Source organism: Rhodococcus sp. NPDC058639 (genome assembly GCF_042717545.1).
Lineage (GTDB): Bacteria > Actinomycetota > Actinomycetes > Mycobacteriales > Mycobacteriaceae > Rhodococcus.
Map to the genome: position 1 here is coordinate 15,324 of NZ_JBHXRF010000010.1, position 18,672 is coordinate 33,995.

At 68.4% G+C, this 18,672-nt stretch carries 22 protein-coding genes; 7 read left to right on the forward strand and 15 right to left on the reverse strand.

All coding sequences use genetic code 11. From position 1 onward, the window contains the following. Positions 1-283 precede the first annotated feature (283 nt). The 7 genes from ACFWU2_RS19175 to ssd are packed head-to-tail and all read right to left on the reverse strand — an operon-like array spanning position 284 to position 4,873. Entirely contained in the window at positions 284-649 is a 366-nt protein-coding gene (locus ACFWU2_RS19175) for an Rv3654c family TadE-like protein (RefSeq protein ID WP_378609585.1), read from the reverse strand. Continuing rightward, on the reverse strand, positions 646-993 hold the full coding sequence (locus tag ACFWU2_RS19180; RefSeq protein ID WP_378609988.1) for a TadE family type IV pilus minor pilin: 348 nt from the start codon (positions 991-993) through the stop codon (positions 646-648). The genes ACFWU2_RS19175 and ACFWU2_RS19180 overlap by 4 nt, the downstream gene beginning before the upstream one ends. Before the next feature lie 35 nt (positions 994-1,028). Next, positions 1,029-1,232, reverse strand: coding sequence for a DUF4244 domain-containing protein (locus tag ACFWU2_RS19185; RefSeq protein WP_378609588.1), 204 nt, complete (start codon positions 1,230-1,232; stop codon positions 1,029-1,031). Between the two features lie 41 nt (positions 1,233-1,273). After that, positions 1,274-1,843: a type II secretion system F family protein gene (locus ACFWU2_RS19190; RefSeq protein WP_378609591.1), complete on the reverse strand. Its 570-nt coding sequence runs from the start codon at positions 1,841-1,843 to the stop codon at positions 1,274-1,276. Beyond that, complete coding sequence (locus ACFWU2_RS19195) at positions 1,840-2,634, reverse strand: type II secretion system F family protein (protein WP_378609594.1); 795 nt, start codon at positions 2,632-2,634, stop codon at positions 1,840-1,842. Before ACFWU2_RS19195 ends, ACFWU2_RS19190 begins: the two co-directional genes overlap by 4 nt. Beyond that, positions 2,631-3,803 (reverse strand): TadA family conjugal transfer-associated ATPase, encoded by a 1,173-nt coding sequence (locus tag ACFWU2_RS19200; protein ID WP_378609597.1) that lies wholly within the window; start codon positions 3,801-3,803, stop codon positions 2,631-2,633. The genes ACFWU2_RS19195 and ACFWU2_RS19200 overlap by 4 nt, the downstream gene beginning before the upstream one ends. Continuing rightward, complete coding sequence (gene ssd, locus ACFWU2_RS19205) at positions 3,800-4,873, reverse strand: septum site-determining protein Ssd (protein WP_378609600.1); 1,074 nt, start codon at positions 4,871-4,873, stop codon at positions 3,800-3,802. The genes ACFWU2_RS19200 and ssd overlap by 4 nt, the downstream gene beginning before the upstream one ends. Before the next feature lie 347 nt (positions 4,874-5,220). Here ssd and ACFWU2_RS19210 point away from each other — a divergent pair, with 347 nt between their 5' ends. Further along, positions 5,221-6,090, forward strand: coding sequence for an HAD family hydrolase (locus ACFWU2_RS19210; RefSeq protein WP_378609602.1), 870 nt, complete (start codon positions 5,221-5,223; stop codon positions 6,088-6,090). Positions 6,091-6,619: 529 nt separating this feature from the next. On the opposite strand, the gene ACFWU2_RS19215 is transcribed toward ACFWU2_RS19210, so the two are convergent. Next, positions 6,620-7,369 carry an oxidoreductase gene (locus ACFWU2_RS19215; RefSeq protein ID WP_378609603.1) on the reverse strand — a complete coding sequence of 250 codons (750 nt, stop codon included), beginning with the start codon at positions 7,367-7,369 and terminating at the stop codon, positions 6,620-6,622. A 220-nt stretch (positions 7,370-7,589) separates the two neighbouring features. Here ACFWU2_RS19215 and acs point away from each other — a divergent pair, with 220 nt between their 5' ends. The 4 genes from acs to ACFWU2_RS19235 all read left to right on the forward strand — a co-directional run bounded on the left by acs (position 7,590) and on the right by ACFWU2_RS19235 (position 12,394). Next, positions 7,590-9,521 carry an acetate--CoA ligase gene (acs, locus tag ACFWU2_RS19220; protein ID WP_378609604.1) on the forward strand — a complete coding sequence of 644 codons (1,932 nt, stop codon included), beginning with the start codon at positions 7,590-7,592 and terminating at the stop codon, positions 9,519-9,521. Positions 9,522-9,724: 203 nt separating this feature from the next. Further along, positions 9,725-10,942, forward strand: a complete 1,218-nt coding sequence (nhaA, locus tag ACFWU2_RS19225) for a Na+/H+ antiporter NhaA (protein ID WP_378609605.1) — start codon at positions 9,725-9,727, stop codon at positions 10,940-10,942. Then, positions 10,942-11,442, forward strand: a complete 501-nt coding sequence (locus ACFWU2_RS19230; protein ID WP_378609606.1) for a phage holin family protein — start codon at positions 10,942-10,944, stop codon at positions 11,440-11,442. The genes nhaA and ACFWU2_RS19230 overlap by 1 nt, the downstream gene beginning before the upstream one ends. Positions 11,443-11,461: 19 nt before the next feature. After that, positions 11,462-12,394 (forward strand): alpha/beta fold hydrolase, encoded by a 933-nt coding sequence (locus ACFWU2_RS19235; protein WP_378609609.1) that lies wholly within the window; start codon positions 11,462-11,464, stop codon positions 12,392-12,394. Positions 12,395-12,445: 51 nt separating this feature from the next. Here the strand turns inward: ACFWU2_RS19235 and marP are convergent, their stop codons facing one another. The 4 genes from marP to nth are packed head-to-tail and all read right to left on the reverse strand — an operon-like array spanning position 12,446 to position 15,847. Then, on the reverse strand, positions 12,446-13,636 hold the full coding sequence (gene marP, locus ACFWU2_RS19240; protein ID WP_378609611.1) for an acid resistance serine protease MarP: 1,191 nt from the start codon (positions 13,634-13,636) through the stop codon (positions 12,446-12,448). Then, positions 13,633-14,331 carry an NUDIX hydrolase gene (locus ACFWU2_RS19245; protein WP_378609614.1) on the reverse strand — a complete coding sequence of 233 codons (699 nt, stop codon included), beginning with the start codon at positions 14,329-14,331 and terminating at the stop codon, positions 13,633-13,635. Before ACFWU2_RS19245 ends, marP begins: the two co-directional genes overlap by 4 nt. Then, positions 14,328-15,005, reverse strand: coding sequence for a TlpA family protein disulfide reductase (locus ACFWU2_RS19250; RefSeq protein WP_378609617.1), 678 nt, complete (start codon positions 15,003-15,005; stop codon positions 14,328-14,330). Before ACFWU2_RS19250 ends, ACFWU2_RS19245 begins: the two co-directional genes overlap by 4 nt. A gap of 5 nt (positions 15,006-15,010) precedes the next feature. Beyond that, the gene (gene nth, locus ACFWU2_RS19255) at positions 15,011-15,847 is read right to left on the reverse strand and encodes an endonuclease III (RefSeq protein ID WP_378609620.1); all 837 of its coding nucleotides are present in this window, start codon (positions 15,845-15,847) and stop codon (positions 15,011-15,013) included. 30 nt (positions 15,848-15,877) lie between these two features. Here nth and ACFWU2_RS19260 point away from each other — a divergent pair, with 30 nt between their 5' ends. Together ACFWU2_RS19260 and ACFWU2_RS19265 are read left to right on the forward strand one after the other, a co-directional pair. Then, on the forward strand, positions 15,878-16,150 hold the full coding sequence (locus ACFWU2_RS19260; protein ID WP_378609623.1) for a hypothetical protein: 273 nt from the start codon (positions 15,878-15,880) through the stop codon (positions 16,148-16,150). A 195-nt stretch (positions 16,151-16,345) separates the two neighbouring features. Continuing rightward, a complete protein-coding gene (locus ACFWU2_RS19265; protein WP_111731607.1) occupies positions 16,346-17,020 on the forward strand; it encodes a Crp/Fnr family transcriptional regulator in 675 nt (224 codons plus the stop codon). Positions 17,021-17,104: 84 nt separating this feature from the next. On the opposite strand, the gene ACFWU2_RS19270 is transcribed toward ACFWU2_RS19265, so the two are convergent. The 3 genes from ACFWU2_RS19270 to ACFWU2_RS19280 all read right to left on the reverse strand — a co-directional run bounded on the left by ACFWU2_RS19270 (position 17,105) and on the right by ACFWU2_RS19280 (position 18,629). Beyond that, positions 17,105-17,893 carry an MBL fold metallo-hydrolase gene (locus tag ACFWU2_RS19270; RefSeq protein WP_378609648.1) on the reverse strand — a complete coding sequence of 263 codons (789 nt, stop codon included), beginning with the start codon at positions 17,891-17,893 and terminating at the stop codon, positions 17,105-17,107. Positions 17,894-17,998: 105 nt separating this feature from the next. Then, a complete protein-coding gene (locus ACFWU2_RS19275) occupies positions 17,999-18,460 on the reverse strand; it encodes a RidA family protein (protein ID WP_378609651.1) in 462 nt (153 codons plus the stop codon). Between the two features lie 4 nt (positions 18,461-18,464). After that, on the reverse strand, positions 18,465-18,629 hold the full coding sequence (locus ACFWU2_RS19280; RefSeq protein WP_072704831.1) for a DUF4177 domain-containing protein: 165 nt from the start codon (positions 18,627-18,629) through the stop codon (positions 18,465-18,467). Positions 18,630-18,672 lie beyond the last annotated feature (43 nt).

Genomic DNA, 18,672 nt, shown 5'->3' on the forward strand with positions numbered 1-18,672 from the left:
ACTCTAGACACACGCCTAGCGACGGAAGTGCACGCCCCGCCGGAAAGAAACCCCGGCGAACCCGACGAAATGCGTCCTTAACGCGACGAGCGGGGGTCGCACGGGCCGGGCGCGCCGAGCGAATCCACGTTCCCATCCACCGGAAGCGTTATCGCAGCACTACACCGAGTGCCGAGGCACCGTGAATCTGTCCGTCACGGAGAGCGCCGGGGCCTCCCGGAGTTGTGTGACACCCATCACATGTGATGGGTGTCACACAAGTCCCGGTGTGCCGGTCCGTACCTCATTCGGTGCCTGTTGCCGTGGCCGGACCCGCCCGCGCGACCGCCTTCGCTTCGTCCCCTCCGAAGACCGACGACACCGGAGCGGTCACCTCGAGTAGCGCGTACCAGTCGTCGATCTCGCATCGTCTCACCCGCACATGCATGCGATGTGCGATGGGTTCGGCCGCCTCGCATGCCGCCACGACGCCGCGATCGAGCGCCGACGCGACGGCCACCGCGGCGAGGTCGGCAGCGCCCTGCGCGCGGTGCCGTGCGACGACGACCGATCCGACGTGAAGCAGCGTCGCGGTGACGGCGATCAGGGCCGCCATCACGGCGCAGCCGATCACGCTCGCGCTTCCGCGATCACCTGCGTCCGAGATCACCGCAGCCCCTCCGGTTCCCGCACCGAGACGGCTTCGGCCGTCAAGGTCACCAAGGGAAACAGGGGACTCTCGGCCGTCACGACAGCCACGATCAGGTCTCCCTCCTCCCGCAGCGTGATTCCGGCGCCGGGGGGCGCGACACGGTCGGCCACCTCGACCGCCCGTGTGTGATCACCTCGTGCGGCGAGTCGCGCCGCCTCCCGCGCCGCGTCGTGACACCGCACCTGATACGCGATGCTCAGCACCGCACCGAGGCACAAGACCAGCACGGTCACCAGACTCGCGATCGCAAGCGCCGCTTCGACGGTGACGCCGCCGGGATCCGCGGCCGTGAATCCCCGGATCGCCTCGCGCCGGTCGACGCTGGATCTCCGGCGTCTCACACCGCGGTGTTGAGCGCGCGCTCGACGATGCCGGTCAACGCCGACACGATCGAGTCGCCGGTCACCACCGCGTACAGGACCGCACCGAACGCCGCTGCCGCGATGGTTCCGATCGCGTACTCCGCCGTACTCATTCCGTCGTCGTCCACGACAAGATCCGACACACGACTCCGGAGACCCCGAATATCGATGGTGCGCATAATTCCCCCTCCCTGCGGCGCGGACGGTCCGCGCCGACGTTTCACAACAGCCCTCCCCCGAGCACGTCCCTGGCCAGGCCGATCACTACCGGCACGATGCCCAGACACACGAACGCAGGCAGAAAGCACAACCCGAGCGGGCCGCTGACGAGCACACCCGCCCGCTCGATATCGGCAGCCACGCGGTCCTCCGCCTCCGTCCGGTACCGGACGGCCAGTTCGGCCACGGTCTCCGACAGGGGTGCACCGGATTTCGCCGATCGCCGCGCGGCCCTCGCAAAGTCCTGAAGGAGGTCGTCACCCGGGCCGTCCCATGCCTCGGCCGGATCGGCACCGAGAGCGAGCCTGTCGGCACCCCTGCGCAGCGCCGCGGCGAAATCCGGTGGAGCCGACTCCGCAACAGCACGGGCCGCCGACGCCGCCGGCATTCCGGCGCGCAGGCATGCGGCGAACAGGTCGAACGCAGCCGGCACAGCATTCGGGTCGGGGCGTCCGGCCGATATCGGAAGGCCAGGAACAGCTTTCGCATCTTTGAGGCGAGCGCTGCCGTCCGCGATCGGAAAGATCAGCAGGGCCGCGGCAGCGAGCGCGGCAGCGACGGACCCCGTCATGCGCTCACCCTGTCGGCGATACGGTCGGTCCACAACAACCCGGCGCATGCCAGCACCGTGCCCGCGACCAGAAGCATGCCGCCGAGGCCGTCGGAAAGCAGAATCCCCACCGGTGCCGCACCCATGAGTTGCCCGAGCCCGACTCCGAGCAACGGGAGGGCTGCGAGGACGGATGCGGTTGCGCGCGCCCCTGCCAGGCCCGCGTCCGTGCGAGAGCGAATCCGCATCCTGGCGGAGAGGTCTGTCCGGGCCGCAGCCAGGAGTTCGGCGAGCGCCAGACCGTGCCGATCCGACACGGCCCATGCGTCGGCTACCCGTGCGAGACTTCCGGCCAGTCCGTCGCGGTCCCCGGACGGAGCCGAGGAACGCAATCCGTCCGCTGCGGAGCCCCCGAGCCGCGAGCGTGCAGCCGCGACCCGGAACGCATCTGCGGCAGGTCCGGTGGTTTCGCGCGCTGCGGTATCGCAGGCATCGGCCGGATGCGCACCCACTCGCATATCGGCGATGACCGCCTCCAGGCCGGACAACAACATCCGCCGATGTGCCTCGAGCTGCGCTGAGCGGCGTTTCCGGCGGATCCGCCACAGCGTCGTCGCCGCCACTGTGGCTGCGGCCACGGCAGGCGCGACGCCGACAAGCATGGTGAGTGCGACACCGGCAGCTGCGGCGAGCACCCCCGGGTGACCGACAACGGGAAAACGATACGGAACGTGGACCCGGATTCGGTGTGCCCCCGATGAACCCGGGACGAGGAGCAACGCGGTGGCAAGGCACAGTGCCGCCCCGATCACACGACATCCCGTCGACGAAGAGCACGTTCGAGCGACGCCATTCCCGCGACCGCACCGTGGTCGTACGTCCAGGCCGGCGACACGACGACGCCGGAGACGGGATCGCGTTCGACGATGCCGATCTCGACGAGGCGGCGGGCACCACCGGGGCTGCGGTGAACATGAAGGACCACCTGGACCGCAGCAACGAGCTGACTGTGGAGGGCCGCTCGGTCGAGGCCGCCGAGCGCCGCGAGTGCCTCGAGCCGTGCCGGTACTTCGTCCGGTGAATTGGCGTGCACGGTGCCGGCGCCCCCGTCGTGGCCGGTGTTCAACGCCGTCAGGAGATCGACCACCTCCGCCCCACGAACCTCCCCGACGACGATCCGATCGGGTCTCATGCGCAACGCCTGGCGGACGAGGTCCCGCACCGTGACCTCCCCGACCCCCTCGACGTTGGGCGCACGCGCGACCAGCCGGACGACGTGGGGATGTGCGGGCACCAGTTCGGCAGCGTCTTCGACGCAGACGATCCGCTCCCGGTGGTCCACCGCTCCCAGCAGCGCCGCGAGCAGGGTGGTCTTCCCCGCACCGGTGCCGCCGACCACCAGGAAAGCGAGTCGCGCACGGATGATGCGGTGCAGCAGACGGTAGGCGTCGTCGTGCACCGCGCCGCGCTCCCGCAGGGCATCAAGCCCTTGGGTGGCGGGTCGAAGCACCCGCAGCGACAGGCACGTTCCGCCCTGCGCAACCGGCGAGAGCACCGCGTGCAGCCGGACTCCGAACTCACCGTGGCCGGGCAGCCTGCCGTCCACCCACATCTGCGCGTCGTCGAGCCTGCGTCCGGCGAACAGCGCCAGACGCTGCGCGAGGCGGCGTACCGCCGTCTCGTCGGCGAAGGTCACGTCGGTCAGGTGCAGTCCGGAGCCCCGGTCGACCCACACCCGATCGGGTGCGGTGACGAGTACGTCTGTGACCGCGGGATCACCGAGCAGCACTTCGAGCGGTCCGGCTCCGGTGAGTTCGGTCTGGAGGTGCCGAAGGGCGGAGAGAAGATCGGAGTCGCCGAGCACACCGCCGGCTTCTGCGCGTAGCGCCGCGGCTACCCGCGCGGGGGTGAGATCCCCCGGTTCGTCCGCGAGGCGGTCGCGAACCCGCTCGAGCAGGTCGGCGGCGACGGGTCCGGTCACGCGATCCACCGCGTTCGCGGGCGAGCCGGATCGACGCCGTCGAGCACGGCTTCCGCCGCGCCGACGAGCGGTGACCGCGACCGCAACCGGATACCCCCGCGTTCGAGCGTCTCGGCAAGGCCGGGTTCGGGGCGCATCGAGGCGAGCAGCGGTAGCCCGGTGACCTCCGCGACGTCGTCGGGTGTGAGCCCACCCGGGGCCGGTCCCCGGACGACGAGGCCGGCCGGCGCCCCGCGTTCGACGAGCCGATCCGCGATCCGCGCCGACGACAGCGCTGCACCGACGCGGGCCGGCACGACGACCACGGTGAGATCTGCGAGGGACACGAGTGCCTCGGTCACAGGCCCGAAGGCCCGCCCGATGTCGGCGATCACGGTCGTCCCGGACCGGTGCACCGCCTCCACGACCGCCGTCGCTGCGCCGGCGGTGAGTTGCGGCAGGGACTCCCGATCCGTGGACAGGACCCCGAGCCCCTGAGTCCAGGCGGGGACGGCGTCGCGGAGCGCGCGCGCAGAGATACGTCCGCTCTCGACGGTGAGCCCGGACCATCGCACTCCGGGCCGTTCCTCGAGTCCGGTGAGCACGTCGATACCGCACCCGTAGGGATCGGCGTCCACGAGCAGGACGTCGCGGCCGGCGTCCCGTCGCGCCGACGACCACGCCATGGCGGCAGCGAACGTCGACGCTCCTGCACCACCACAGCCTCCGACGACGGCAATCACCGTGCCGCCGGCCGCGTCGGGCTCGGCGGTCGCACCGATCACGGCGAGCAGTTCCACCTCGCTGTCGGGCAACCCGAGGACGTGTTCGGCTCCCACGACCGCAGCGGCCTGCCATTCCCGCAGGTCGGCGGCACCCGGACAGACGAGTACGACACCGGGCCGCCGCGGAAGATCGGCGGCACACGCCAGCGCCGACGCGTGGTCCACCACGACGACGGCGGCGTCGGTCCAGGAACGCCGGGACGGCGGCGCGACGGCTTCGTGGAGTTCGCGATCGGCGGCCGCAGCGACACGGCGCAACGCCGCGATCAGAGTGGGATCGTCGGTCAGCCCGAGGACGTGGGTCATGTACAGAGCGTGCGGGGTGAACGCTCCTGCGGGACCGCCGAACTGCGCGCGACGCCGAATCTGGGGATCGTCGGAATGGCTGTGGACAAACCCCGTCACCTGCGGGCTTTCGCCGGAGGGAACGAAGCAGCGACGACCGGCGGGGACCCCCGGAACGAGGACGACCCTCGCCAGGGGGGAGGAGGCGAGGGTCGTCTGTGTTCAGCCCCGGGGGGTCGGGCTGAACACAACCCGGACGGATCCGGGCATTCGCGATAGTACACCGAACGTGCACGCTGTTTGCAACTGAGAGGACCGGCGTGGCGAGGCCACGCGCGACCCCCACAGTCCGCCCTCGGGCACCTATTGTGGTGCTCGTGACTGACGCGTCCGGGAACACGAACACCGGCATCTCGACAGTGGATCATCCGGCCGGCAGCGGCCGCATCGCCGCTTTCTTCGACCTCGACAAGACCGTCATCGCGAAGTCGAGCGTTCTCGCCTTCACGCGCCCGTTCTTCAACGAAGGACTGCTCAGCCGCCGTGCCGTGCTCGAGAGCAGTTACGCCCAGTTGCTGTACGTGCTGTCCGCCGCGGATCAGGACCGAATCGAGCGGATGCGCGAGCACATCGCGCACATGTGTGAGGGCTGGGACGTCGAGCAGATCAAATCGATCGTCGACGAGACCCTTCAGGAAGTGGTCACTCCCCTCGTCTACGCGGAAGCGAAGGATCTCATCGCCGATCACCGGGCGCGTGGTCACGACGTGATCATCGTGTCGGCCTCGGGCGAGGAGGTCGTCACGCCGATCGCGCAGGCACTCGGTGCCTCCCACAGTGTCGGCAGCCGCATGCGGATCGTCGACGGACGGTACGCCGGTGAACTCGAGTTCTATTGCTTCGGGGAGGCCAAGGCCGTCGCGCTCCGGGAACTGTCGGACCGTTACGGGTACGACCTGGCACAGAGCTATGCCTATTCCGACTCGGCAACCGACCTGCCGATGCTCCTGGCAGTGGGCAATCCCCGCGTCGTCAACCCCGGTCGGGCGTTGCGCCGTGTCGCGACCGAGAACCATTGGCCGATACTGCGTTTCACTCTTCCCGTACCGCTGAAACGACGTATTCCGACATCGCCTCGCGCACTCTGGGTCGCGGGCGGGATCGCCGGCGCAGTCGCCCTGATCATCGGTATTTCGAGCAGTCTCGCGCGCCGGTCGCACGCTTCGCTGCGGTACTGATTCCGGGCGCCCCGCCGCGGATGGCGCACACCGCGTCTGCGACCCTCCGTGCCACCCGAATATCGCACTGCAGCAACGCGATTTCGCCTAACGGCACAGATGCGACGCGAAGCCGGCATGGGGCTTGCCTACCCCACGGCAAGGGGGGTAGAAAGGAACTACGGAACGACGGAAGGCCAAGAGCGAATCAGAAGAGAAGATTCGATCTCCCGACCGGAGTTCCCAGCACGGAAGCCGAGTACCCACGCGGAGCCGGTGCCACTATAAGGGCAGAAGCGTTGTGGGCTTGCGAGATGTGACTCTTCGAAGGTAAAGACCCCGCACCCGTTGCGAGGCCGAGCCGGAGATAATCGCACCGTCGCCGAGGCCGTTGAGACACAACCCATTTCAGCACGCATGGTAACGCGGTTCACCGTGTCAGCGGGTGGTACGCCGATTCCATATCGACGCGTCACCCGCTTTTCCTGTGTCCAGCGCTTGTCCGCTGCGGCCCAGCGGCATCCGTCGAATCCCCCGAATGCCGGGCCGATCAGCCGGCGAACGCCTCGGCAATCGAGGCGGCTTCGCGCGCTCCCGCCTCGAGCGACCCGCAGCAGAAGATCACCCACCCGCCGACGCCCTCGGCGGTACCACCGGCGAACCCGTCGATCCCGCTGCGGTACGCATCCAGCCGGCGCATCCAGTGGACCTCGGGCACTCCGAGGTTCCGGGTGTCGAGACCGGTCGCCACGCACACGAGCCGCGACGCCGCCCGCGCGACCACACCGTCCGCGACGCCGAACGGCTTCAATGCCTGCAGTTCGCCGTGCACGATCGCCGCGAGAACCGGCGCAGGTGCGTTCGACCCGCCTGTCACGAGTTGAGCCAAGGCGTCCAGCCGTTCTCCGACGCCGCTCCCGGTACGGGGTCGCCCGAGCTGACCCGCGTCCTCGACGAGGTCCGCCGCCGCGAGGAGATGCAATCGGGCGAGGGCCTGCAGAGGCGCGCGACGCCACGTCGACACCATGTTGCCCAGCGCGTCACCGTCGAGCGTCTGCGCGACACGCAGCGCACCGGCGAGGATCGGGTCACCGGCTTCACCGGGCTGCGGCAGTTCCATCGACCCGCCGTCGATCGCGGCAGAGGCTCGTGCCGCGCGCACCGACGCTTCGGCTGCGGTGTTCGCCCAGCCCCGCCGGTTCGTGCGATGGCGATGGACCTCCGCGAGCGCGTCACGCGCGCGGTCGGCGGCGTCGCGCACGCCGGGAAGGTCGAGGAGCGGTGCAAGCGGGTCGGTCACAGTCTCCGACGGTACCGCCGATGTTCCCGAGGACCGCCGGTGGGACCAGGCGTGCGACGCCACCGCACCACTCGTCCTGGCCGCAGACCACCCGTCGCTCGAAACCGACCGATGGGCGACTGTGGCCTGACCATATGCAGATGCAACGGTGCGATGTGCGTCACAGATGATTACGCTCTCAGGAGCCCGACGATAGACGACCCGAAAGGTGCCCCGCATCATGACGAGCGCAGCTCCGGACCACGAACAGCAGGCCTTTCCACCGAGTGCCGAGTTCACAGCCACCGCCAACGCCGGTCCGGAGTTGCAGGCTGCTGCCGACGCCGATCACCTCGGATTCTGGGCAACCCAGGCCGACCGACTCGAGTGGGCCTCCCCGTGGACCGAGGTGCTGGACTGGTCGGACGCACCCTTCGCGAAGTGGTTCGTCGGCGGGCAGCTCAACGTCGCATACAACTGCGTGGACCGGCACGTACTCGCCGGCAACGGTGACCGCGTCGCCATTCATTTCGAAGGTGAACCCGGTGACACGAGAGCGCTGACGTACAACGACCTGCTGGCAGAGGTCTCCCGCGCCGCGAACACCTTCACCGACCTGGGCCTGGTCGCCGGCGATCGCGTCGCGATCTACATGCCGATGATTCCCGAGGCGATCGTCACGATGCTCGCCTGCGCTCGTCTGGGCCTGACGCACTCCGTGGTGTTCGCAGGTTTCTCCGCGACCGCGCTCCGCTCACGAATCGACGATGCCGAGGCGAAGCTGCTGGTTACCGTGGACGGTCAGTGGCGCCGTGGCGCCGCGGCGCCGCTCAAGGCGTCGGCCGACGAGGCGACCGCCGGTGCCGCGTCGATCGAGCACGTCCTTGTCGTGCGGCGCACCGGCATCGACGTGGAGTGGACCGAGGGGCGGGATCTGTGGTGGCACGACACCGTCGAGCAGGCATCGCCCGAGCACGAGGCGCAGCCGTTCGACGCCGAGCACCCGCTGTTCATCCTCTACACCTCCGGCACCACGGGTAAGCCGAAGGGAATCGTCCACACATCGGGTGGCTACCTCACCCAGGCGTCGTACACCCACCACAACGTGTTCGACCACAAAGCGGGCGAGGACGTGTACTGGTGCACCGCCGATATCGGCTGGGTCACCGGGCACACCTACATCGTGTACGGGCCGCTGTCGAACGGCGTGACGCAGGTCGTCTACGAAGGCACCCCGAACTCGCCGACCCAGCACCGGCACTTCGAGATCATCGAGAAGTACGGGGTGAGCATCTACTACACCGCCCCCACGCTGATCCGCACCTTCATGAAGTGGGGACGTGCGATCCCCGACGCGCACGACCTCTCGTCGATCCGCCTGCTCGGCAGTGTCGGCGAGCCGATCAACCCCGAGGCGTGGCGTTGGTATCGCGACGTCATCGGCGCGGGCAAGGCTCCGATCGTGGACACGTGGTGGCAGACCGAGACGGGCGCGATCATGATTTCCCCGCTGCCCGGGATCACCGCGACCAAGCCGGGATCGGCGATGGCGCCGCTGCCGGGCATCTCCGCGAAGATCGTCGACGACGAAGCCCGTCCGCTCGGTCCCGGCGGGAACGGCTACCTGGTGCTCGACAAGCCGTGGCCTGCCATGTTGCGCGGCATCTGGGGTGATCCGCAGCGGTACCGCGAAACGTACTGGTCACGCTACGAAGACCAGGGTTGGTACTTCGCCGGCGACGGTGCACGCTACGACGAGGACGGGGATCTCTGGGTGCTCGGACGCGTCGACGACGTCATGAACGTCTCCGGCCACCGCATCTCGACCTCCGAGGTGGAGTCGGCACTGGTGAGCCACCAGACCGTCGCCGAAGCCGCCGTCGTCGGCGCGGCCGACGAGACCACCGGACAAGGCATCGTCGCCTTCGTGATTCTGCGTGAGAACGTGGAGAACACCGGTGACGCGCTGATCAAGGAACTCCGCGAGCACGTGGCGGTGGAGATCTCCCCGATCGCGAAGCCGCGTCAGATCACGGTCGTACCCGAATTGCCGAAGACTCGTTCCGGCAAGATCATGCGACGGTTGTTGCGCGACATCGCCGAAGGCCGCGAGCTCGGTGACACCTCTACCCTCGTCGATCCCGCGGTGTTCGACGCGATCCGGGGCAAGTAGCTCCACAGAGGGTGCGGCCCCTTCCGGACTTCGTGTCCCGGAGGGGCCGCACTCGTCTCCGGGCCGCGAGGGTTTCCCGTCGCGACGGATCGGTCATTCAGGGGCGGGCACTCCGGCGGGTCTACAATTTTCGACGGTGTGCCGGGAAGTCTGGTCGGCGAGCGCTCGACCCTACCGGAATCCGCCGACCCGAAAGCCGCCCGTTGTCCAACCCCGCCTGGAGCACCTCGCTCGCCCGTTTCCTCCGTACCGAAACCGTGGGCGGATCCCTTCTCCTCGTTGCCGCCGCGCTGGCCCTGATCTGGGTCAATTCCCCACTCGGCGACTCCTATGCCGCCCTCCGCGACTTCGAGATCGGCCCGGAGTCGCTGCACCTGCATCTGTCGCTGGGCACGTGGGCCAAGGACGGACTTCTGGCGGTGTTCTTCTTCGTCGCCGGACTCGAACTCAAACGCGAACTCGTGGTCGGCGAACTCGCAGACCGCAAGAAGGCCCTGCTGCCGGTGATCGCGGCATGCGGAGGCGTCGTCCTGCCCGCTGTCATTGCCGCGACTGTCGGCTGGGGCACGCCCGGAATGGATCGCGGCTGGGCGATTCCTGTCGCCACCGACATCGCCTTCGCACTGGGCGTCCTGGCTCTCACGGGTTCCCGCATTCCCACCAGTGCGCGAGTATTCCTGCTCAGTCTCGCGGTGGTCGACGACCTGATCGGTATCGCACTGATCGCGGTGTTGTTCACCTCGGGGCTCGCGTTGACGTGGCTGGTCGCCACCGTTGCCCTCGCCGCGGCGTACTGGGTTGCCCAGCAGCGCCGTATCACCACGGCATGGCTGTATGTGCCGCTCGCGCTGCTCACCTGGTACGCAATGCACCAAGCCGGGATTCACGCGACGGTCGCCGGCGTCGTTCTGGGCCTGCTCACACGCGTCCGCGCCGATCCGGGCGAGGACTATGCACCCTCCGAGCGCCTCGAGCACCGGATCCAACCCTGGTCGGCAGGATTCTGCGTTCCCGTCTTCGCGCTCTTCGCCTCCGGGGTGCCGCTCGGCGCAGAGATGATCGGGAACGTCTTCACCGACCCGGTCGGTCTTGCCATCGTCCTGGGTCTGCTCGTCGGCAAAACGGTGGGCATCTTCAGCAGTGCCTGGCTCGCGATCCGGGTGGGTATCGCGACCCGCCCGACCGGTCTGATGTGGGGAGATCTGTTCGCACTGGCGGTGCTCGGCGCGATCGGGTTCACCGTCAGCCTGCTCATCGTGGAACTTTCGCTCGGGGGTGTCGACGGTGGCGCTGCCGCCGAGATCGCCAAAGCCGCCGTCCTGGTTACCTCGTTGATCGCGTCGATACTCGGTTCGGCGCTACTGTTACGGCGTGGGCGAGCCCACCGCAAGCGGAACGAACCAACCAAAGGGGTCGACTAGTGAGCGTGACGAACGGGAACCGTCCCGGGGACGGTGTGCCGACGAGTATCTCGGGCATTCCGCTGACGAAGGTGGACGCTCCGACGCCGCGGGATGCCAGCGTCGGTGATCTTGTCCGTGACGTGGCCACTCAGGTGTCGACGCTCTTCCGCGCCGAAGTGCAGCTCGCGAAGGCCGAAGTGACCGGTGAGGTCAAGAAGGGCCTGCAGGGCAGCCTGTTCTTCGTCCTGGCGCTCGCTGTCCTCACCTTCAGCTCCTTCTTCTTTTTCTTCTTCCTCGCCGAACTCCTCGACGTCTGGGTTCCGCGCTGGCTCGCCTTCCTCATCGTCTTCCTGATCATGGTCGTGGTGACCGCGCTCCTCGCGTTGATCGGATATATGCGCGTGCGCAAGGTGCGCGCACCGAGCAAGACGATCGACTCGCTCAAGCAGACGAAGTCGATCCTGCCGAGCCACCAGGACGACCAGGCTTCCGCCGGTCGTCATCACGCAGCGCGCTGATGCGCCGAGCGATATAGAGGTGGCTCCACCCGACCCGTCCACGGCCCGCTATCCCGGGCCGTGGACGCATCGTGACATCCATGCGAACGGAATCCGATTCCACGCGGTCGAAACCGGCCCGCACGATTCGGACACCCCGCTCGTACTCTTCGTGCACGGTTTCGCGGACCTGTGGTGGTCCTGGCGTCACCAGCTCACCGCCTTCGCCGAGTCGGGCTACCGGGCCGTATCGGTGGACCTGCGAGGGTACGGCGATTCGGACAAACCCCCGCGCGGATACGACGGCTGGACCCTGTCCGACGACATCGCGGGTCTCGTCCGCGCACTCGGGCACAGCGAGGCGATCCTCGTCGGGCACGCCGACGGCGGCCTGGTCTGCTGGGCGACGGCGGTTCTGCATCCTCGGCTCGTCCGTGCGATCGCCGTCGTCGATTCACCCCACCCGATCTCTCTGCGCGACGGGGCACTGCGCGACAAGGCGCAGCGCAAGGCGCTGCTGCCGACGTTCCTGTCGTATCAGGTGCCGTGGCGTCCCGAACGTCGGCTGGTTCGCGACGAGAGTCGCGAGATCGAACGGCTCGCGCGCCTGCGTTCGGGACCGGAGTGGCAGGCCACGCCGGAATTCGCCGACGTCGTCGAGCGTCTCCGCTCGGCAATCCGCATCCCCGGGGTCGCGCACTGCACGCTGGAATACCAGCGGTGGGCGTTCCGGAGTCAGTGGCGGCCCGACGGGCGACGTTTCATGAAGGCGATGGACGTCACCCTCTCGCTGCCGGTCCTCCAGTTGCACGGCGTGCTCGATCCCTACGTACTGGCGGCGACGCTGCGCCGCTGCAAGCGGCACGCACCCGGACGCCTCCTGAGGTTCGTCGACGGCGCGGGTCACTACGCGCATCAGGAAAAGCCCGAGGTCGTGACGTCGCAATTGCTCGCCTTCGTGCGGGGTCTCTGACTCGACGGCGGGGAGACGCCGCCTGCCAACCGCACGGGCCGGGTGCCGGCGTCAGACGATGCAGACGCCGGTTTCCACGGGGTCGAACACCGACCCGGCCAGTGCGAGTTGCCGGCTGATCTCCCCGGCCGTGAGCACGAATCCCGTGTCGGAGTCGTCGATGGCCGCGCCGAACACCATGCCGAGGACGAGCCCCTGCGCATCGACGAGTGGTCCACCGGAGTTGCCCTGCTGGATCAGGCCGCGCACCGTGTAGACCTCGCGTTCGACCGTTCCACTGCGATAGATGTCGGGCCCCTGCAGATCCAGCGTTTCGCGGACCCGTGCGGCGCTCGCCGTGTACGGCCCGCCACCCGGATAGCCGAGGACGATCGCATTCTCGCCCGAATCTGCGGGCACGGGAGCGAATGCCAGCGGTGCGGCCGTGAGCCCGGGCACCGAAAGGATCGCGACGTCCACGGCCGGGTCGAACAGCACCACGGAGGCGTCGAGTGCACCCTGTTCGGTGTCGACGGTCACGGCGGCGGTTCCCGCCACGACGTGCGCGTTCGTCATGACCCGTTCCGGCGCCACGACGAAGCCCGACCCCTCGAGTGCCTTCTGGCAACTCGGCGCGAGCCCGTTGATGCGGAGCACGCTCGGATGGAGTTCTGCGGCCACGGGGCTGTCGAGCAACGAGGCGTCGGGGATTGCGACCTCGGCGATCGGGGTCCTGCCGAACGGTCCGATCACCTCGGGTAGCCCTGAGGTGTCGAGCAGAGCCGAGAATTCGTTGGGTATCGCCCGCATCCAGTCGGGGGCGAATTCGTCGACGGTGCCGAGAACCTGAGAACCCCGCACCGCTGCGGACACCGCGGGCTGAGTGGTGGCCGTCAACGGAATGGCGAGAAGCCAGGCGGCGACGAGCACCGCGACTGCCTGCAGACCTGCGCCGACAACGCTGTCGACGGCCCGGACGCCGGGGCTGTGGATGCCGCTGCGGGCAGCCCGGCCGAGGACCATCCCGGCCACCTCGCCGATCACGACGAGCACCACGATCAACGCGATGCCTGCCAGGATCCGCATACGCCCCTCTTCGACGTGCACGAGCACGTGCGGCGCGATGAGAATGCCGGCGACCGCCCCGAGCAGCACACCCAGGAACGCGAGGGCCGACGCGACCGCGCCCTGCCTCAGTCCCGACGATGCCGCGATGACGACGATCAGCACGATGATCAGGTCGAGCCAGCCGGATCCGGTCACGGTTCGACCACCTCGGTCTCCATTTCGGCGAGTACGACATCGAGGTCACGAATGTCGTGGTGATCCCATTCGATTTCCCATCCGGAGACGGCGAACAGGCCTGCGAGCACTCCCGCGGTGAAACCCCACACGAGCATCCCCTCGACCCGGAAGGCCGGGCCGCGATACCCGAGGGCGTGCCTTACCTGGAAGCGGTTCCGCGGGTCGAGCAAATCGTGCAGCGACACCCGGACCACACGGGAGGCCTCGGCGGGATTCACCACACCGACGGGGCTCGGACGCTCCCAGTACGCGATCACCGGTGTCACGTCGAAGCCCGAGGGCGGGATGAACAGTTCGGGGAGCACAGCGAGCGGACGTACGCCGGCGGGGTCCAGCCCCGTTTCCTCCTGCGCTTCGCGCAGAGCGGTGTGTTCGGGACCCTCGTCGTCGGGATCGGCGGCGCCACCGGGAAACGCAACCTGTCCGCTGTGTTGGCGCAGGCTCGCCGCACGCTGGGTGAGCAGCACATCCGCGTCGGCCGGCAGGCCGCCGCGGGCGAGCGGATCAGGCGTCGGCGAACCACCGAACAGCACCAGGACCGCCGCTTGCCGGACCGGGAGTCCGGAGGGCGCGCGCCGGTTGATGATCGGATTGTCGTCGTGTGGATCTTTAGGCTCGAGGGTCGTGACCTTCCGCAACCAGTACGGCGTCATGCCGCCACCCCCAGGTATTCGTCGACCACGGCGGCGACCTCGTCGGCGGAGCGGAAGGGCTGGGGCAGCACTTTGGCCACCGAGCCGTCGGCTCGCAGCAGGATCGTCACGGGCAGCACCGCCGGGGCTCCGACCGCGGCCTGGACTCGTCCGGAGCCGTCCTGCACTCCGGGCAGGTGCACGTCGTAGTCCGTCAGCTTGCTCAGCGCGTTGGCCTCGTTGGGATCGGTGTGCACCGTCACCACGTTCACGGCATCTCCGGCTCGTTCTGCGAACTCCTCGAGCACGGGCAGTTCCTCGGCGCACGGGCCGCACCACCACGCCCACAGATTCACCACGGCCGGCTTGCCCGCGAGTGCGGCGGCCAGATCCACCGTGGAACCGTCGCCGACGCACTCGAACGTCAACCCCGCGAGCGGGCCCTGCGCCATCGTTCCCGCTGCCGACGTTGCCCCTGCCGAAGGGCAGGGATCCAGAGCGGCGGTTTCCCGGAGGGGTGCGAGAGCCTGCGGGTTGTCCTGCGCTCGCCGGTCGACGGGTGCGGCCGAGGTCGCAGCGCCTGTCGCCGAGGGAGCCGGTGCGTCATCGTTGCCGCGCGGCCAGATGGCGACGATCAGGGCGATCACGACGACCAGTGCTGCCAGGCTCCAACGGCCTGCTGACGAAGGGTGCACCGGCGTCACCTACCGGCCAGCTCGAGCAGGTGCTCGGTCTCCGGTCCCTTCACCAGCGCGGCGGCGGTCGGCGGGTCGGTGGGTCCGATCCCGTAGGACGGGCAATCCTTGGCGAGCACGCACACTCCGCAGGCGGGTTTGCGCGCGTGGCAGACCCGACGGCCGTGGAAGATCACCCGGTGGGACAGCAGCGTCCACTCCTTGCGTTCGATGAGCGCTCCGACCGCGTGCTCGATCTTCACGGGGTCGGTTTCCGTGGTCCACTTCCAGCGTCCGACGAGCCGCGCGAGGTGCGTATCGACGGTGATTCCCGGCACATCGAAGGCATTGCCGAGAATGACGTTCGCGGTCTTGCGGCCGATGCCGGGCAGCTTCACGAGGTCGTCGAGCCGAGCCGGCACCTCGCCGTCGTACTGCTCGAGCAGAGCCTGGCCCAGACCGATGAGTGCGTTCGCCTTGTTGCGGAAGAAGCCGGTGGATCGGATGAACTCCTCGAGTTCCGTCCGATCCGCCTCGGCGTAGGCGCGGGCGTCGGGGTACCGGGCGAACAACGCGGGAGTCACCTGGTTGACGCGCACGTCCGTGCACTGAGCCGACAGGATCGTCGCGACCGCGAGTTCGAGCGGGGTCGTGAAATCGAGTTCGCAATACACGTGGGGAAAAGCCTCGGCGAGCCGCCGATTCATCCGTCGCGCCCGACGCACCAGAGCGAGCCGGGATTCGGAGCGGGGGGCCGCGCCCGAGTCGCGACGGGGAGCCTGATCGGAGCTCTCGGACGGGGTCGCATGCACCTGGACCACTGTACGTAAACCCCTCCGCGTCAATCCGCCCCCGTGTCTCATCTGAGACCTAACCCGTGTTTACTTCCCCGTATGCAAGCTCTCGCTGTGGTGCTTTTCCCAGTGCTGCTGACGCTGTTCGCACTCGCCATGGAGCGTGTCGAGTCCCGCCTGAGTCGGCTTTCCGTCCGTGAGGACGAGGTCGAGGAATTCCTCGACCAAGCCGACCAAGGCGATGTCGCCGCGCTCGCTCGCGAAGGTTTCCCCGGGGCTCTCGCCCGGTTCCACCGCCGGCGGCGCCGGGGGTCGACCGAGACGGAAGGCAGCACCTCACATCACGGTCTGGGGACGCGTCGCGCCAGCTGACCCACATACTCACCGGTAGCCTGCGAGAAGGTTTTCGGAAGCAAAACACCCGATCCGTGGTGTCAATCACTCACGCCCGACGTCGGCACAGTAGACTGGGGAGTCGTACGCCTGACAGGTGACCTCCGTCGGATGCCCGTGGACGTGCAGACGAAGCAGCAACGACGTTTTTTTCATTTCCCAAAAGGAGCGCACGTGGACGAGGTCCTGGCCAGAGCAGGCATCTTCCAAGGAGTCGAGCCCTCTGCGGTTGCGGCGCTGGTCAAAGAGCTTCAGCCGGTCGATTTCCCCCGTGGCCATGTCATCTTCAACGAAGGTGAGCCCGGTGACCGTCTGTACATCATCGTCTCCGGCAAGGTGAAGCTCGGTCGGCGTTCGCCCGACGGTCGCGAGAACCTGCTGACCATCATGGGCCCGTCCGACATGTTCGGCGAGTTGTCCATCTTCGACCCGGGCCCCCGTACGTCCACCGCGACGACCGTCACCGAGGTGCGTGCCGTGAGCATGGACCGCGAGGCACTCAAGGCGTGGATCGATCAGCGTCCCGAGATCGCCGAGCAGTTGCTCCGCGTGCTGGCCCGCCGGCTCCGCCGCACGAACAACAGCCTCGCCGACCTCATCTTCACCGATGTTCCCGGTCGCGTCGCCAAGGCTCTGCTGCAGCTCGCGCAGCGTTTCGGCACGCAGGAGGCGGGCGCGCTGCGCGTCACGCACGACCTGACGCAGGAAGAGATCGCGCAGCTCGTCGGTGCGTCGCGCGAGACCGTGAACAAGGCTCTCGCCGACTTCGCGCACCGCGGTTGGCTGCGCCTCGAAGGCAAGAGCGTCCTGATCTCCGACTCGGAGCGTCTGGCGCGTCGCGCCCGCTGACACGCGGCATCACGACACACGGGCGAGCCCGGGACGCGATACGCGTCCCGGGCTCGTCCGTTTACGGGTCGTGAGTTCCCGCCGTCAGGCGAAGCTCCTCAGGTATTCGAGTTGCACGTTCACCGACTTTTCCGCCGCGTCCCACAACGACCGGTCGACGTCCGCATACACGTGCTCGACGACGAGGCGCGCCGTCGCGTCCTCACCGAGGGTGCGCACCGCGGCACGCACCTGTTCGAGACGCTGCTCGCGATGGGCGAGGTAGCCCCGCGCGATCGTCTCCAGGTCGTCCAGTTCGGGGCCGTGCCCGGGCAACACCGTGTACCCCGGCCCCAACCCGATCAGTGCACGCAGCGAGCGGAGATAGTCGCCCAGATCGCCGTCGGTGTCGTCGAGCACCGTGGTGCCGCGTCCGAGGATGGTGTCCGCGGTCAGGACGCTGCTGTCGTCCTCCACCACGAAGGACAGCGAATCGGCGGTATGGCCCGGTGTCGCGAGTACGCGAATGCGAAGCCCGGCGGCCTCGACGACGTCACCGTCGGCAAGTTCGTTCCCGCCGCCGTGCCGGTGGTCGGCCGACGACGCATGCACGGGGCAGTGTGCGAGTTCGGCGAACCGGCCCGCACCTTCGGTGTGGTCGAAGTGCCGGTGACTGATGAGGGTCGCGGCGACGGGAACCTGCGCGACGCGCGCGAGATGCGCTTCGTCGAGCGGGCCCGGATCCACCACGACGCATTCGTCTGCACCGGGCGCACGGAGGATCCACGTGTTGGTGCCCTCCAAGGACATGACCGAGGGGTTCTCTGCCAGAACCACGGCAGCGTTCTCCGTGACCTGCCGCAGCCGGCCGTACGCGGGGTGGACCAGCGCCATGTTCTTGCCTCTCCTGACAGGGACGTCGTGGTCGATCCCACTCTACGAGGGCCGCGGATCGATGTCCCGGGCCACGACCCCCGTAGATCGGGTCACCACCGTAGGTCAGCTCACCTCGACGATGAGTTCGACCTCGACGGGAGCCCCAAGCGGCAGTTCCGCGACGCCCACGGCCGAGCGGGCGTGCGCACCGACGGCACCGAACACCTCGCCGAGGAATTCCGACGCGCCGTTGATCACGCCGGGCTGGCCGGTGAAACCCTCGGCCGAGGCCACGAATCCCACCACCTTGACGATGCTGGCGATGTTGTTCAGGCCGACGAGCCCATCGATCGCCGCCAGCGCATTGAGCGCGGCGGTACGTGCCGCCTGCTTCGCGTCCTCGGGCGAGACCTCGGCACCGACCTTGCCGGTGTGGGTGAGGGTGCCGCCGACGAGCGGCAGCTGACCCGAGGTGTAGACGATGTCACCGGAACGGACGGCGGGCACATACGCCGCCACCGGCTTGGCGATCGGCGGCAAGCTGATCCCCAACTCGGCGAGGCGTGAGGTCCACTGTTGCGCCACCGCGTCAGCCCTTCGGACGCTTGAGGTAGGCGACGTGCTGTTCGCCGGTGGGGCCCTGCAGGACGGTGACGAGTTCCCACCCGTCGGCACCCCAGGTGTCGAGAATCTGCTTGGTCGCGTGTGTGAGCAGGGGCACGGTCGCGTACTCCCACGTAGTCGTTTCACTCATGTCATGACCCTATCCGCCGCCTCAACGAGCGCACGACTTATAG